The organism is Bradyrhizobium sp. Kon58, assembly GCF_055807455.1.
Genome location: NZ_JBVVOT010000009.1, coordinates 148823 through 164328, shown reverse-complemented (window position 1 = coordinate 164328; position 15506 = coordinate 148823). Strand labels below are relative to the sequence as shown.

General features: G+C 64.2%; 12 protein-coding genes. 9 read left to right on the top strand and 3 right to left on the bottom strand.

Going from position 1 to position 15506, the window contains the following annotated elements; all coding sequences use genetic code 11:
- Positions 1 to 104: 104 nt before the first annotated feature.
- The 3 genes from AC0L20_RS18060 to AC0L20_RS18050 all read right to left on the bottom strand — a co-directional run bounded on the left by AC0L20_RS18060 (position 105) and on the right by AC0L20_RS18050 (position 5285).
- Positions 105 to 1292: an acetyl-CoA C-acyltransferase gene (locus tag AC0L20_RS18060; RefSeq protein ID WP_473290310.1), complete on the bottom strand. Its 1188-nt coding sequence runs from the start codon at positions 1290 to 1292 to the stop codon at positions 105 to 107.
- Positions 1289 to 2983 carry a dicarboxylate--CoA ligase PimA gene (gene pimA, locus AC0L20_RS18055; protein ID WP_473290307.1) on the bottom strand — a complete coding sequence of 565 codons (1695 nt, stop codon included), beginning with the start codon at positions 2981 to 2983 and terminating at the stop codon, positions 1289 to 1291. The genes AC0L20_RS18060 and pimA overlap by 4 nt, the downstream gene beginning before the upstream one ends.
- 205 nt (positions 2984 to 3188) lie before the next feature.
- Positions 3189 to 5285 (bottom strand): 3-hydroxyacyl-CoA dehydrogenase NAD-binding domain-containing protein, encoded by a 2097-nt coding sequence (locus tag AC0L20_RS18050; RefSeq protein ID WP_473290304.1) that lies wholly within the window; start codon positions 5283 to 5285, stop codon positions 3189 to 3191.
- Between the two features lie 128 nt (positions 5286 to 5413).
- Between AC0L20_RS18050 and AC0L20_RS18045 the strand changes: the two genes are divergently transcribed.
- The 9 genes from AC0L20_RS18045 to AC0L20_RS18005 all read left to right on the top strand — a co-directional run bounded on the left by AC0L20_RS18045 (position 5414) and on the right by AC0L20_RS18005 (position 15324).
- Positions 5414 to 6280, top strand: coding sequence for an IclR family transcriptional regulator (locus tag AC0L20_RS18045; RefSeq protein ID WP_007599713.1), 867 nt, complete (start codon positions 5414 to 5416; stop codon positions 6278 to 6280).
- Between the two features lie 66 nt (positions 6281 to 6346).
- Complete coding sequence (locus AC0L20_RS18040; RefSeq protein ID WP_473290302.1) at positions 6347 to 7144, top strand: ABC transporter ATP-binding protein; 798 nt, start codon at positions 6347 to 6349, stop codon at positions 7142 to 7144.
- The gene (locus AC0L20_RS18035) at positions 7141 to 7854 is read left to right on the top strand and encodes an ABC transporter ATP-binding protein (protein WP_007599709.1); all 714 of its coding nucleotides are present in this window, start codon (positions 7141 to 7143) and stop codon (positions 7852 to 7854) included. Before AC0L20_RS18040 ends, AC0L20_RS18035 begins: the two co-directional genes overlap by 4 nt.
- 12 nt (positions 7855 to 7866) lie before the next feature.
- On the top strand, positions 7867 to 8745 hold the full coding sequence (locus tag AC0L20_RS18030; RefSeq protein WP_007599708.1) for a branched-chain amino acid ABC transporter permease: 879 nt from the start codon (positions 7867 to 7869) through the stop codon (positions 8743 to 8745).
- Positions 8746 to 8747: 2 nt separating this feature from the next.
- Positions 8748 to 9764, top strand: a complete 1017-nt coding sequence (locus AC0L20_RS18025) for a branched-chain amino acid ABC transporter permease (RefSeq protein WP_456766354.1) — start codon at positions 8748 to 8750, stop codon at positions 9762 to 9764.
- A 31-nt stretch (positions 9765 to 9795) separates the two neighbouring features.
- Entirely contained in the window at positions 9796 to 11031 is a 1236-nt protein-coding gene (locus AC0L20_RS18020) for an ABC transporter substrate-binding protein (protein WP_473290299.1), read from the top strand.
- Between the two features lie 120 nt (positions 11032 to 11151).
- The gene (locus AC0L20_RS18015; RefSeq protein WP_473290295.1) at positions 11152 to 12378 is read left to right on the top strand and encodes an ABC transporter substrate-binding protein; all 1227 of its coding nucleotides are present in this window, start codon (positions 11152 to 11154) and stop codon (positions 12376 to 12378) included.
- A 239-nt stretch (positions 12379 to 12617) separates the two neighbouring features.
- Entirely contained in the window at positions 12618 to 13847 is a 1230-nt protein-coding gene (locus tag AC0L20_RS18010; RefSeq protein ID WP_473290293.1) for an ABC transporter substrate-binding protein, read from the top strand.
- 193 nt (positions 13848 to 14040) lie between these two features.
- The gene (locus AC0L20_RS18005; protein WP_473290291.1) at positions 14041 to 15324 is read left to right on the top strand and encodes a glycerate kinase type-2 family protein; all 1284 of its coding nucleotides are present in this window, start codon (positions 14041 to 14043) and stop codon (positions 15322 to 15324) included.
- The last annotated feature ends 182 nt before the right edge of the window (positions 15325 to 15506 follow it).

The following is a 15506-nucleotide window of genomic DNA, read 5'->3' as shown; positions in this document are numbered from 1 at the left end:
GGGACCCATAACCACAACTCTTTGTTGTCTTGCACAGGCCATTATTGTCTGTGCGCCAAACTCCTGCTGCGGAGTATGGGTCCCGGCTTTCGCCGGGACGACGGCTACTGCAACACCTCAAAAAGCCCCGCCGCGCCCATGCCGCCGCCGACGCACATGGTGACGACCGCATACTTCGCCTTGCGGCGGCGGCCTTCGATCAGAGCGTGGCCGGTGAGACGCGCGCCCGACATGCCGTAGGGATGGCCCACCGCAATCGCGCCGCCGTCGACGTTGATCTTGTCGGGGTCGATGCCGAGCTTGTCGCGGCAATACAGCACCTGCACCGCGAAGGCTTCGTTCAGCTCCCAGAGGCCGATGTCGTCGACGGTGAGGCCATGACGCTTGAGCAGGCGCGGCACCGCGAACACCGGGCCGATGCCCATCTCGTCCGGCTCGCAGCCGGCGGAGACGAAGCCGCGGAAGATGCCGAGCGGGTTCAGCCCGCGCTTCGCCGCTTCCTTGTCGCTCATGATCACGCTCGCGCTGGCGCCGTCAGAGAGCTGGCTGGCATTGCCGGCGGTGACCGAAAAGCCTTCACCGCGGACGGCCTTGAGGCCGGCGAGGCCTTCTGCGGTGGTCTCGGGGCGCGGGCCCTCGTCCTGCGAGAGCGTGACGTCCTTGAACGAGACTGCACCGGTCGCCTTGTCGGTCACCGCCATTTTGGTGGTGATCGGCGCGAGCTCGTCCTTGAATTTGCCGCCCTGCTGGGCCGCGGCGGTGCGGCGCTGGCTCTCCAGCGAATATTCGTCCTGCTTCTCGCGCGAGATGCCGTAGCGCTTGGCCACGATTTCGGCGGTGTCGATCATGGGCATGTAGACCTCGCCCTTGATCTCGAGCAGCGCCGGGTCCTGCGCATGGAAGCCGTTCATCTTGTCGTTCTGCACCAGCGAGATGGACTCGCCGCCGCCGCCGACCGCGATCTCCACACCGTCAAAAATCACCGAACGTGCGGCGAGCGCGATCGCCTGCAGTCCCGAGGCGCATTGCCGGTCGATGGTGGTGCCGGCGACCGTGACGGGGAGACCGGCACGGAGCAGCGCCTTGCGCGCGATGTTGCCGCCGGTCGCGCCCTGCTGGAGCGCCGCCCCCATCACGACGTCCTCGACCTCCTTGGGGTCGATCTTGGCGCGCGCGACGGCCGCGCCGATGGCGTGGCCGAGCAGGGTTGCGCCCTCGGTGGCGTTGAGCGCGCCGCGATAGGCCTTGCCGATCGGGGTGCGGGCGGTGGAAACGATGACGGCGTCGGTCAAGAGCGATCTCCTGATGCAAGTCGGGTGGCAAGTTGGGCGGATTGTGATGGTTTCTGCTGCTGGCGCAACTCATGGCGCGACAGCTTTCCGACCGGCGTGCGCGGCAGATCGTCGACGAATTCGACCTCCGCCGGCATTTCGTGCTTGCCGAGCTTGCCGGCGAGCTGCGCGCGCAGCTCGTCGAGCGAGAACGGCTTTGCGCCGGGCCTGAGCTTGATGAAGGCTTTTGCGGCCTCGCCGCGATACGAGTCGGGGATGCCGAGCACGATCACCTCGTGCACGCCTGGTAGGGTGTAGATCGCCTGCTCGATCATTTGCGGATAAACGTTGAAGCCGCCGGAGATGATCATGTCCTTCTTGCGGTCGACCAGGAAGAAATAACCGTCGCTATCGACATAGCCGATGTCGCCGGTGACGAAGCGGCCGTCGACGAAGGCCTCCGCGGATCCTTCGGGCTTGTTCCAATAGCCCCTGATGACGTTCGGGCCCTTGATGCGGATCTCGCCGACTTCGCCCGGCGGCAATACGCGCGTCGGATCGTCCAGCGCGACGACGTCGAGCTCGATGCCGGGCAGCATCAGGCCGATCGAGGCCGGCTTGTCGGGACCGGTGGGCGGATGGCCGGTGCCGGGCGAGCAGGTCTCGGTCATGCCCCAGCCGCTCCGGAGCTTCTTGCCGACCTTGCGCTCGAAGAAATTTGCGACCTCCACCGGCAGCGGCGCACCGCCGGAGCCGATGGTGGCGAGCGAGGAGAAGTCGCGCTTGTCGAGATCGGGAAGGGCGGCGATCGCGATCCACATCGTCGGCACGCCCGGGAAATAGGTCGCGCGCTTGATTTCGATGTCGCGCATCACCGCTTCGACGTCAAAACGCTGATGCAGCGAGATCAGATAACCGCGACTGAGCGAGGACAGCAGCACGACAGTGAGCGCATAAATGTGGAACAGTGGCAGCACGCAGATCACGCGCTCGACGACGTCGCCGCGCGTCGCGCGCGACGGCTTGCCCCAGACGTCGTAGATCGATACGGCCGAGGTGAGATTGCCGTGGGTCAGCATCGCGCCCTTGGGCAAGCCCGTGGTGCCACCGGTATATTGCAGCAGCGCGACATCGTCGGCGCTCACTTGGGGCCACTCTGCCGGCGCAGTGGCGCCGTCGACAAAGGCCCTGAAAGTGACGATGCGGGGATCATCCGGGATCGGTGCCTGCGGCGTGCCGACCTTGCCCCAATTGTCGTCCTCGCAGACGACCAGGCGATCGATCAGGCCCTTTTCCAGGAATTTCAGCGCGGTCGGCAGCAGCGCCGCGAGGTTGGTGGTCACGAGCAGGCGCGAACCGGAATCGGAGACCTTGTGGGTCAGCGCGATCTCGCCGTCGAGCGGTGAGAGATGCGCGACGCGGGCGCCGGCCTTCAGCGCGCCGAAGAAATTGACGGGGTGGTCCGGCGTATTGCCGAGGAACAGCGCGATGGATGTGTTCTTGCCGCAGCCGGCGCGCAGGAACGCGGCAGCCGCACGCTCCGCCATCGCGGCGAGTTCGGTGTAGGTGATCGGACGATCCCGGAATTCCAGCGCGGTGCGCGGGCCGTACTCCGCGGCGGCTTTTGCCAGCAGGTCGGGCAGCGTGCCCTGGACGATGGTGTCGTCCCAGCGCACGCCCTCGGGATAAAACTGTTCGCCGGGATGGGTCATTGAAGGCCGTTACTTTGCAAACGAGAGGCGGGCACGGACAGACGGGCTCCCTTCCCCCTTGTGGGGAAGGGTTGGGGAAGGGGGTGCCACGAACTCGGACCCCGCCCGGGGCTACCCCCCTCCCTGACCCTCCCCCACAAGGGGGGAGGGAACGGAGAGAGCCTTGCCCTGGCAAAGGTGTTCGCAGTCACCGAGCCCAATCCAATCACGCCGCTTTCGAGCCCGCCGCGAGCGACGCGAAGGTCTTGCCCTCCGACGCGAGCTTCTTCAGCAGCGGCGCGGGCTCGAGGCTGGGGTCGTTGGTCTCCTTGGCGTAGAAAGAGAGACGATCGGCAATGTGCTTGAGGCCGACGGTGTCGGCCCAGAACATCGGGCCGCCGCGGTAGATCGGCCAGCCATAGCCATAGAGCCAGACCACGTCGATATCGGACGGGCGCGCGGCGATGCCTTCTTCCAGGATCTTCGCGCCCTCGTTGATCATCGGATACATCATGCGCTCGAGGATCTCGTCGTCGCTGACGACGCGCTTCTTGCGGCCCAAACGAAGCAGCGTCTCGTCGATCAGCTTCTCGACTTCCGGATCGGGTAGCGCCGAACGGGAGCCGGCTTCGTACTTATAATAGCCCTTGCCGGTCTTCTGGCCGAAGCGCCCGGCTTCGCAGAGCGCGTCCGCGATCTCCGACTTGATGCCGCGGTCCTTGCGCGAGCGCCAGCCGATGTCGAGGCCGGCGAGGTCACCCATCGCGAACGGCCCCATCGGCATGCCGAACTTCGTCACGACGGCATCGACCTGCTGCGGAAGCGCGCCTTCGAACAGCAGTTTCTCCGACTGCTTGCCGCGCTGGGCCAGCATGCGGTTACCGACAAAGCCGTCGCAGACGCCGACCACGGCCGGCACCTTTGCGATTTTGCGCGCGATCGAGACCGCGGTCACCAGGGCATCCGGCGCGGTCTTGTCGGCACGCACGATCTCGCACAATTTCATGACGTTGGCGGGCGAGAAGAAGTGCATGCCGAGCACGTCCTGCGGACGCTTGGTCGACTTCGCGATCTCGTCGATGTTCAGGTACGAGGTATTGGAGGCGAGCACGGCGCCCGGCTTGACGTACTGGTCGAGCTTGCCGAACACTTCCTTCTTCACCGCCATGGTCTCGAACACGGCTTCGATGACGAGGTCGGCGTCGCCGACGTTCTCGATGCCGACGACGCCGTTGATCAGCGCCATGCGCTTGGCGGGCGCGTCCGCCGGGATGCCGCCGCGCGCGGCGGTCGCTTCCCAGTTCTTCTGCATGATGCCCATGCCGCGCTTGAGCTGCTCCTCGCCGGTCTCGATCAGGGTGACTGGAACGCCGGCATTGGCAAAGGACATCGCGATGCCGCCGCCCATCGTGCCGGCGCCGAGGATGGCGACGCGGTTCACGGGCCGCGGCTTGGTCCCCTCGGGAACGCCGGCGATCTTGCTGGCCTCGCGCTCGGCGAAGAAGGCATAACGCTGCGCCTTGGACTGATCGCTGGCGACGAGCTTCAGGAAGCCCTCGCGCTCCTTCTTGAGACCCTCATCGAACGGCAGGTCGATGGCGTAGCCGACGGCGTCAGCCGCCGCGAACGGCGCTTCCAGGCCGCGCGCCTTCTTGGTCATGGCGGCGACCGCGTTGGTGAAGATCGAGCGATCGGCCTTGGCCGCCGCGATCTTGGAGTTGTCGTCACGCAGGCGGCGCAGCGGACGCTTTTCAGCCAGCAACTTTCGTACGAAGGCTTCGCCTCCGGCGGCCGGGCCCTCGACGATCTCCTCGATCAGGCCGTTCTTCAGCGCTTCCGCCGCACCGATCGGATCACCGCCGACGATCATCTTGACCGCGAGCTCCGGTCCGACCGCGCGCGGCAGGCGCTGGGTGCCGCCGGCGCCCGGCAGCAGGCCGAGCTTCACCTCGGGCAGGCCGAGCTTGGCTTCCTTCACCGCGACGCGGAAATGACAGGCGAGCGCGACCTCGAGGCCGCCGCCGAGCGCGGTGCCGTGGATCGCGGCCACGACCGGCTTTGGTGAATTCTCGATCTCGGAAAGCACGTCGTTGAGGGCGGGCGCCTTCGGCGGCTTGCCGAATTCGGTAATGTCGGCGCCTGCGATGAAGGTGCGGCCGGCACAGGTCAGCACGATGCCCTTGATGGTGGGATCGGCGATTGCGGCCTTGATGCATTCCAGAATTCCGCCGCGAACCGCGGCGCTCAGCGCGTTGACCGGAGGGCTGTCGACCGTGACGATCCCGACTTCGTCATGACGCTCAAGCTTGACCACTTCGCTCACGGTGTCCCTCCTTGGTGGGGTAACTTTTGTTGAATTTCGCACTGCGGAATTTAATTCCGCATCTTGACGGCAGGGTTATTTTGAAGCACGTGGCTTGTCAACGACTCCGCGCAAGAAGCAGATCTGGGATGAAGCGTACAGGAAAGAAGACCGCGACCGATCGGAATTTCGTCGTCGCGCTTTCCCGCGGACTAGACGTATTGCGCGCATTCCAGCCCAGCGACGGACTTCTTGGCAATCAGGAAATCGCGGCCCGTACCAATCTGCCCAAGCCGACGGTTTCGCGGCTGACCTATACCTTGACCAAGCTCGGCTATCTGACGCCGGTTCCCCGCTTCGAGAAATATCAGCTTGCGCCGGCCGCGATGGCGCTCGGCTACGCCGCATTATCCAATCTCGGCGTTCGGCATTTGTCCGAACCGTTCCGCGAGGAAATGATGCGCGCGACCGGCGGAGCCGTTGCCGTCGGCGGCCGCGACCGTCACAGCATGATCTATTTCGGGCAAAGCCGCGGCAGCGAGACGGTCGGCGTTCAACTTGACGTCGGCTCCCGCGTGCCGATTGCAACCAGCGCGATGGGCCGCGCCTATTTCTGGGCGCTCGAGGAAAACGATCGGGCGGAACTGTCTCGTGTCTTGCGCGAACATTACGGCAGCCGCTGGCCCAAGATGCGCGACGGGCTGGAACGCTCCGGCGAGACGGTCGCGAAATACGGATTTGCGATTTCGGTCGGCGATTGGCACGACGACATCGGCGCCGCCGGCGTCGCGCTCAGGCTCAACGACGGAACCGGTCCCTACGCATTCAATTGCGGCGCGCCGGCATTCCGCTTCACGGAAGAGCGTTTGATCAACGACATTGGACCGCGTCTGCTTGCGATGGTAAGGAACATCGAAGCGGCACTTGGGGGTCTGATGCCGCATTCCAAAAAAGACGTCAGCAAAAAGCTGAAATCAGGAGGGAAAGTTGCGCGTGTGGCCGAGGGGATCAGATAGCCTTTGTCGTCATCGGGAGCGGTTCACATCGCCCCTTCGCTCACTGAACACAGTGGGCGAGACGAGATGACGCAGGCACAGCTCGCGCAGGGGACATCGCCCCTGCTCGCGGTTCGCGACGTCAGCGTCGTGTTCGGCGGCATCGTCGCGCTCAACGGCGTGTCCTTTGACATGCACAAGGGCCAGATCCTCGGCTTGATCGGCCCTAACGGCGCCGGCAAGACCACGCTCTTCAACTGCCTCTCGCGGCTGTACCAGCCGTCGTCCGGCGACATCCTGATGGAGGGCGCGAGCATCCTGACGCGCCCGCCGCACCGGATCGCGGAGATCGGCATCGGCCGCACCTTCCAGAACGTGGCGCTGTTTCCGAATTTGTCGGTGATGGACAATGTCCGCGTCGGCACCCATGCCCGCACCTCCAGCGACATCATCAGCGACTCGCTGCGGCTGGCCTGGGTTCGCCGCAGCGAGAGCGACGTCAACAAGAAGGTGCATGAGATCCTCGCCTATCTCGACCTCGAGGAGGTCGCCCACACCGTCGTGTCGGGCCTGCCGTTCGGCACGCAGAAGCGCGTCGAGCTGGCGCGCGCGCTCGCTGCCGATCCGAAGATCCTGCTGCTCGACGAGCCCGCCGGCGGCCTCAACCACGAGGAAGTCTACGTGCTCGGCGACCTCATCCGCCGCATCCGCGACGAACGCCACATGACCGTGCTGCTGGTCGAGCATCACATGGGCCTCGTGATGTCGATCGCCGACCACGTCGTCGCGCTGAATTTCGGCAAGAAGCTTGCGGAAGGCACGCCGGCCCAGGTGCAGGCGGATCCCGACGTCATCAAGGCCTATCTCGGGAGCAAGGACCAATGACGACGCTGCTCAACGTCAAGGACCTGCGCGCCTATTACGGCCAGGTCCAGGCGCTTCACGGCCTGTCCTTCTCGCTCAGCGAGGGATCGCTGACCACGCTGCTCGGGGCCAACGGCGCCGGCAAGACCACCACGCTGCGCGCGATCTGCAACATGGTGCGCTCGACCGGCGGCATCGAGTTCGACGGCAAGCCGCTGAACAACCGCTCCACCGAAAGCATCGTGCGGTTCGGCATCGCCCATGTGCCGCAGGGCCGCGGCACCTTCACCACCATGACGGTGGAGGAAAACCTCCAGCTCGGCGCAATCACCCGCAAGGACAGCGCCGGCATCGTCTCCGACATCGAGCGCATGTATGCGCATTTCCCGGTGCTCAAGCAGCGCCATACCCAGCAGGCCGGCACGCTCTCGGGCGGCGAGCAGCAGATGCTCGCGGTCGCCCGCGCCCTGATGCTGCGGCCGCGGCTGATGCTGTTGGACGAACCTTCGTTCGGCCTGGCACCGCTCGTGGTGCGCGACCTGTTCGGCATCCTCGGCAAGATCAATCGCGAGGACAAGGTGTCGATCCTGGTGGTCGAGCAGAACGCCCAGCTCGCGCTCGAGCTCGCCGACCAGGCCTATGTGATCGAGACCGGGCGCATCGTGATGTCGGGCAACGCCAAGGACATCGCGAACAACGAAGAAATCCGCAAATCCTATCTGGGTTACTGAGGAGCCGGCACGATGGAGCTGTTCACCAACCAAGTGCTGGCCGGCATCGCCACGGGCGCGATCTACGCCTGCATGGCGCTCGCCGTGGTCATGATCTACCAGGCGATCGACCATCTCAACTTCGCGCAGGGCGAGATGGCGATGTTCTCGACCTTCATCTCCTGGCAGCTGATGCAATGGGGCATCCCCTATTGGGCCGCCTTCGTGATCACGCTGGCGTTGTCCTTCGTCGGCGGCATCGCGATCGAGCGCATCCTGTTCAAGCCGCTCGCCAAGGCGCCGGTGCTGACCAACGTCGCCGGCTTCATCGCGCTGTTCGCGATCATCAACTCCTCCGCCGGCCTGATCTGGGACTTCACCATCAAGCAGTATCCGACCCCCTTCGGCTCCTCGCCGTTCCTCGGCAGCCAGCTGATTTCGACCCACCAGGCCGGCATGATCGGCGTGACGGTGCTGCTGCTGCTCGGCCTCTACTTCTTCTTCCAGTACACCAAGATCGGCCTCGCCATGCGCGCGGCCGCCTCGGTGCCTGAATCGGCCCGGCTGGTCGGCATCAACACGAGCTGGATGATTGCGCTCGGCTGGGGCATGGCGTCCGCGATCGGTGCGATCGCCGGCATGCTGATCGCACCGGTCGTGTTCCTCGAGCCCAACATGATGGGCGGCGTGCTGATCTACGGCTTCGCCGCGGCGGTGCTCGGCGGACTGACCAGCCCGTTCGGCGCCGTGGTCGGCGGCTTCCTGGTCGGTGTCTTCGAAAACCTCGCCGGCACCTACATTCCCGGCGTCGGCAACGAGTTGAAGCTTCCGATCGCGCTCGCGCTGATCATTTCCGTCCTGGTCGTCAAACCCGCTGGCCTGTTCGGCCGGCAAATCGTCAAGCGAGTTTGATCATGAGCGCTGCAGAAGACGTCGTCACGGAAGCCCCGGCCGTCGAGGCAGTTCCGAAGCGGGCGATGACGCTGGGCACGGGCACCTCCCTGTTGGTGCTGGCGGTGCTGTTGGTCGTGCCGGTGTTCGTCAAGAACTTCATCATCTTCCAGATGACGATGCTCCTGATCTACGGGCTCGCGGTGCTGGCCTTGAACATCCTGACGGGCGGCTCCGGCCAGTTTTCGCTCGGCCAGAGCGCCTTCTACGCCGTGGGCGCTTATACGTCGGCGGTGCTGATGGAGTACTTCAACGTCAACTATGCGCTGACCATTCCGATTTCCGCCACGGTCTGCTTCGGATTCGGCTACCTGTTCGGCAAGCCGGCGCTGCGGCTGTCGGGCGTCTATCTCGCGCTCGCGACCTTTGCGCTTGCCACCGCGATGCCGCAGCTCTTGAAACTGAACTTCCTCGAGCACTGGACCGGCGGCGTGCAGGGCCTCGTCGTCACCAAGCCCGACGCGCCGTTCGGGCTGCCGATGTCGCAGGACACCTGGCTCTACTACTTCTCGCTCGCCGTCGTGCTCGCGATCTACATCTTCTCGGTCAACCTGCTGCGCTCCCGCTCGGGCCGCGCCTTCATGGCGATCCGCGACAACGAGATCGCGGCCTCCTCGATGGGCGTCAACGTCGCACTGTACAAGACGCTGGCCTTCGGCGTGTCCGCCGGCATCACCGGCGTTGCCGGCTCGCTTGGCGCCATCGCCGTGCAGTTCGTCGCGCCCGACAGCTACACGATCACGCTGGCGATCTCGCTGTTCCTCGGCATGGTCGTCGGTGGCGTCGGCTGGCTGCCCGGCTCGTTCGTCGGCGCAGCCTTCATCATCTTCGTGCCGAACATGGCGGAGGGCATCTCCAAGGGCCTCTCCGGCGCCGTATTCGGCGTACTCCTGTTCGCCGTCATCTACCTCGTGCCGCACGGCGCGAGGCAGATCGCGATCATGGGCCAGCAACTCGTCGGCCGGCTCAGAAAGAACTGACAATCCGTTGATTAAGCCAAGGAGACCCGAATTGTTTTTTGAAAGAACACTGCGAACCGCTGCGCTGGTGACGGCAACGGCGGTCATCACTCTCACTTCCGGCGCCGCATTCGCCCAGAAAAAATACGACACCGGTGCGTCCGATACCGAGATCAAGATCGGCAACATCATGCCGTATAGCGGTCCGGCCTCGGCCTATGGCATCATCGGCAAGACCGAAGAAGCCTATTTCAAGATGATCAACGAGAAGGGCGGCATCAACGGCCGCAAGATCAACTTCGTCACCTACGACGACGGCTATTCGCCGCCGAAGGCCGTCGAGCAGGTCCGCAAGCTGGTCGAGAGCGACGAAGTGATCGTCGTGTTCAACCCGCTCGGCACGCCCTCGAACAGCGCGATCCAGAAATATTTGAACGCCAAGAAGATCCCGCAGCTGTTCGTCGCCACCGGCGCCACCAAGTGGAACGACCCGAAGAACTTCCCCTGGACCATGGGCTGGCAGCCCTCGTACCAGAGCGAAGCGCAGATCTACGCGAAATGGCTGTTGAAGGAGAAGCCGGACGCCAAGATCGCGATCCTCTATCAGAACGACGATTTCGGCAAAGACTACCTCAAGGGCACCAAGGACGGCCTGGGCGCCAAGGGCGCGTCCATGATCGTCATGGAAGAGAGCTACGAGGTGTCGGAGCCCTCGATCGACGGTCACATCGTCAAGATCAAGGCGGCCAATCCCGACGTCCTGCTGATCTACGCGACGCCGAAGTTCGCGGCCCAGACCATCAAGAAGACCGCCGAGCTGAGCTGGAAGCCGCTGCAGATCCTCACCAACGTATCGATCTCGGTCGGTAGCGTGATGAAGCCGGCCGGCTTCGAGGCTGCGCAGGGCGTGCTGTCGGCGGCCTATGCCAAGGACTCCACGGACCCGCAGTGGGCCAACGACCCCGGCATGAAGAAGTGGAACGAGTTCGTCGACAAGTACATGCCGGGTGCCGACAAGTCCGACACCAGCATGGTCTATGGCTACGGCGCGGCGTCGACGCTGGCCAAGGTCCTGGAGATGTGCGGCGACGATCTGACCCGGGCCAACATCATGAAGCAGGCGGCCTCGTTGAAGGATTTTGCACCCGACACCTTGCTGCCCGGCGTCAAGATCAACACCGGCGCCACCGACTTCGCTCCGATCGCCCAGCTCCAGATGCAGCGCTTCAAGGGCGAGAAGTGGGAACTCTTCGGCGAGATCATCAGCGGCGACATCGCCACCGAGTGACACCCTGACGCAATAGTCCGACACTTCGAGAAGCCCCCGCGAGCGATCGCGGGGGCTTTTTGTTGACGTCCGGCATCAATCTTGTTCAATGCGGCGGCGATCCGTTCCGGGTGGAGAAAGATGACTGCCGTTCGATTTCAGGTTGCGGGCGTTCTGGCCGCATTCGCGTTGTGCACTGCGATGAGCGGCCCGGCCCTGGCCCAGAAGAAATACGACAGCGGCGCTTCCGATACCGAGATCAAGATCGGCAACATCATGCCCTATAGCGGCCCGGCCTCCGCCTATGCGGCGATCGGCAAGGCCGAGGAAGCCTATTTCAACAAGATCAATGCCGAGGGCGGCATCGGCGGCCGCAAGATCAAGTTCATCTCCTACGACGACGGCTATTCGCCGCCGAAGACAGTGGAGCAGGCCCGCAAGCTGGTCGAGAGCGATGGGGTGCTGCTGATCTTCGGTTCGCTCGGCACCTCCACCAACGGCGCCATCCGCAAATACATGAACGAGAAGAAGGTGCCGCAATTGTTCGTGGCGAGCGGCGCTTCAAAGTGGAACGATCCGAAGCAATATCCCTGGACCATGGGCTGGCAGCCGAGCTACGCGAGCGAGGCGCGCATCTACGCCAAGTACATCATGAAGGAGAAGCCGGACGGCAAGATCGGCGTGCTCTATCAGAACGACGATTTCGGCAAGGACTATCTGAAAGGGCTGAAGGAAGGCCTCGGCCCCAAGGCCTCGATGATCGTGCTGGAAGACGGTTACGACACGTCGGAGCCGGCGATCGACGAGCACGTCGTGAAATTGAAGGCCTCCGGTGCCGACATCTTCGTCAGCATCACCACGCCGAAATTTGCAGCGCAAGCGATCAAGAAGGCGGCCGAGATCGGCTGGCATCCGGTCCACATCATCTCCAACGTCTCGGCCTCGGTCGGCGGCGTGCTCGAGCCGGCGGGGCTCGAGATCTCGCAAGGGATCCTGTCGGCGAGCTACACCAAGGACGGCTCCGACCCGCAATGGAATGCCGATGACGGCATGAAGAAATTCTACAACTTCCTCGCCAAATACGATCCCAAGGCCAACAAGCTCGATGCCGGCGTAGTGTTCGGCTACGCCGCAGCCCAAACCATGGTGAAGGTGCTGCAAATGTGCGGCGACGATCTCACCCGCGACAACGTCATGAAGCAGGCGGCAAGCCTGAAGGATTTCGAGCCCGACACCCTGTTGCCCGGCATCAAGATCAACACCGCAGCCGATAATTTCGCCCCGATCGAGCAGCTCCAGATGATGCGGTTCAAGGGCCGGAAATGGGAGCTGTTCGGGGACGTCATCTCGAGCGAGCTCGGCCACTGAAGCCGCGCAACTCAAACTCGCTCCCGACCGGTTCGTCAACTCAGACGGATGCACCTTCTCGCAGTCGCACACGCGCGCGCGCCCGTCCCTGACTACTAAAGAAGCACCCCCTGCGACCCCGCCGCGGGGGCTTTCTGTTGAAGGCATCAAGTAAATCGTATTGAATTGCGGCTGCGTCACCAAAAACAGGCAACACAAGAAAAGGGACGCGCACACACCAAGAAAATAGGGAGATAGGAATGCCTGCTGTCACCGGCAAACTTGCGGCCGCGTCACTCGCGCTCGCGCTCATTGCGGCCTCGGCCTCCACTGCATCGGCTCAGAAGAAATACGATACCGGCGCGACCGATACCGAGATCAAGATCGGCAACATCATGCCCTACAGCGGACCGGCCTCCGCCTACGGCATCATCGGACGGACGGAAGCGGCCTATTTCAAGAAGATCAACGACGAAGGCGGCATCAACGGCCGCAAGATCAACTTCATCTCGTACGATGACGCCTACTCGCCGCCGAAGACGGTGGAGCAGGCGCGCAAGCTGGTCGAGAGCGACGAAGTCCTCCTGATCTTCAACTCACTCGGCACACCGCCGAACTCGGCGATCCACAAATACATGAACTCGAAGAAGGTGCCGCAGCTCCTGGTCGCGACCGGCGCCACCAAGTGGAACGATCCGCAGAACTTCCCCTGGACCATGGGCTGGCAGCCCAACTACCAGAGCGAAACGCAGATCTACGCGAAATGGCTGCTCAAGAACAAGCCGGATGCCAAGATCGCCGTGCTGTTCCAGAACGACGATTACGGCAAGGATTATCTCAAGGGCCTGAAGGACGGCCTCGGCGCCAAGGCCGCGTCGATGATCGTCATGGAGGAGAGCTACGAGACATCCGAGCCGACCATCGACAACCACATCGTCAAGCTGAAGTCGACCGGCGCCGACGTCTTCATGAACATCACGACGCCGAAATTCGCGGCGCAGGCGATCAAGAAGGTGGCCGAGATCGGCTGGAAGCCGCTGCACTTCCTCAACAACGTCTCGGCGTCCGTCGGCAGCGTGCTCAAGCCCGCCGGGTTCGAGAACTCGCAGGACATCATCTCCGCCGACTACCTGAAGGACATCTCGGACTCGCAGTGGAACAGCGATCCCGGCATGAAGGACTTCGTCGCGTTCATGAACAAGTACTTTCCGGACGGCGACAAGCTCGACCACGGCACCATCGTCGGCTACGGCGTGGCGCAGACCCTGGTCCAGGTCCTCAAGCAGTGCGGCGACGATCTCACGCGCGCGAACGTCATGAAGCAGGCCGCCAGCCTGAAGAACTTCCGCACGGAAGTGCTGCTGCCGGGCGTGCAGATCAACACGTCCCCGACCGACTTCGCGCCGATCAGCCAACTCCAGCTCGAGAAGTTCAAGGGCGACAAGTGGGAGCTGTTCGGTGACGTGATCAGCGCCGACGTCGGCGGCTAACCGCCTGATACCAACGACGATGAAAACCCCCTGCGGACCATCGCAGGGGGTTTTTGCTTGCGCGTCGATTATCATCACGCGATTGCACAATCGAATGGTGGCAAAGCCGGCTTACGCTTTGGCGCATGATGCGGTAGGCAGGTGAGCGGCGCGTTTGCCGCCAGTCTTTCCTGTCCGCTCAAGGCCCTTCGTCATGACCGACCGACGCCCCCTGCTCCGCGCGCTCTACGACGCCGCCGTTGCCGCCGCTCATCCGAGCACGATACTGGCGCCGCACCTGCGGCCCGCGCCAAGGGGACGCGTGATCTGTCTCGCCGCCGGCAAGGGCGCGGCCGCCATGACCGCCGCCGCCGAGCGGCATTATCTCGACACGGTCGGGCTCGCACCGGAACGCCTGGTCGGCATCGCCACCACGCGTCACGGCTACGGCGTGCCGACGCGCCGCATCCGCGTGGTCGAGGCCGGTCATCCCGTGCCTGACGAAGCCGGCCTGAAGGGCGCGGCCGATACGCTCGCGCTCGCAGCCGAGGCCGGGCCGGACGATCTGCTTCTGGTGCTGCTCACCGGCGGCGGCTCGGCGAACTGGATCGCGCCCGTCAACGGCATCAGCTTCGCGCAGAAGCAGGCGGTCAACAAGGCGCTGCTCCGCTCCGGCGCGCCGATCGGCGAGATGAATGTCGTGCGCAAGCATCTGTCGCGGATCAAGGGCGGCCGGCTGGCGCGCGCGGGCAAAAATGCCGCCGAGATCGTGACGCTTGCGATCTCCGACGTGCCGCATGACGATCCCTCCGCGATCGCCTCCGGTCCGACCGTGCCCGATCCGACCACGCTCAATGATGCGCGCGCCATCGTCGCCAGGTACAAGCTCGACATCGACGATGCCGTCCGCCGTGCGCTGGACGACCCCGCCAACGAGAGCTGCAAGCCCGGTGACGCCGCATTCGCGCGCGCGCATTTCGAATTGATCGCGCGTCCGAAGCAATCGCTCGACGCTGCGGTGAAACTCGCGCAGGAGGCCGGTTACGAGACGATCGATCTCGGCGCCGATCTCGAAGGCGAGGCCCGCGACGTTGCCGCCGATCACGCCAGGCTGGCACTTCAGGCCCGCGCGCAGGGCAAGCGCGTCGCGATCCTCTCCGGCGGCGAGCTCACGGTCACCGTGCGCGGCAATGGCCGCGGCGGCCCGAACCAGGAATACGCGCTGGCGCTCGCCGGCCTCTTGAAGGACACGCCTGACATCTCCGCGCTCGCCGGCGACACCGACGGCGCCGATGGCGGTGCCGGCCACCCCACCGACCCCGCCGGCGCGCTGATCGACGCGGCGACGTTCGCGAAGATGGCGGCGCAGGGGCTGCAGCCGCAGGCCTATCTCGACAACAACGACGCGACGACGTTCTTCGAGGCGACGGGCGACCTGTTGCTGCCGGGTCCCACGCTGACCAATGTGAACGACATCAGGGTGATCCTGGTTGACTGACATGGCGGCATCGCTATCCCGCCGGCTCCGCGCGTTCGGCGCGACGGTATGGTTAACGATCTCTTAATTCTCGTCGGCGTCCTCTTTTCCAGGGCCGGGCATCGCCGCCCTTAACCTCGCATTCGCCGCAGTTTCAGGAACATGTCCCGAAATTGGGCGAATTGTTGGGCTCATTCACCACC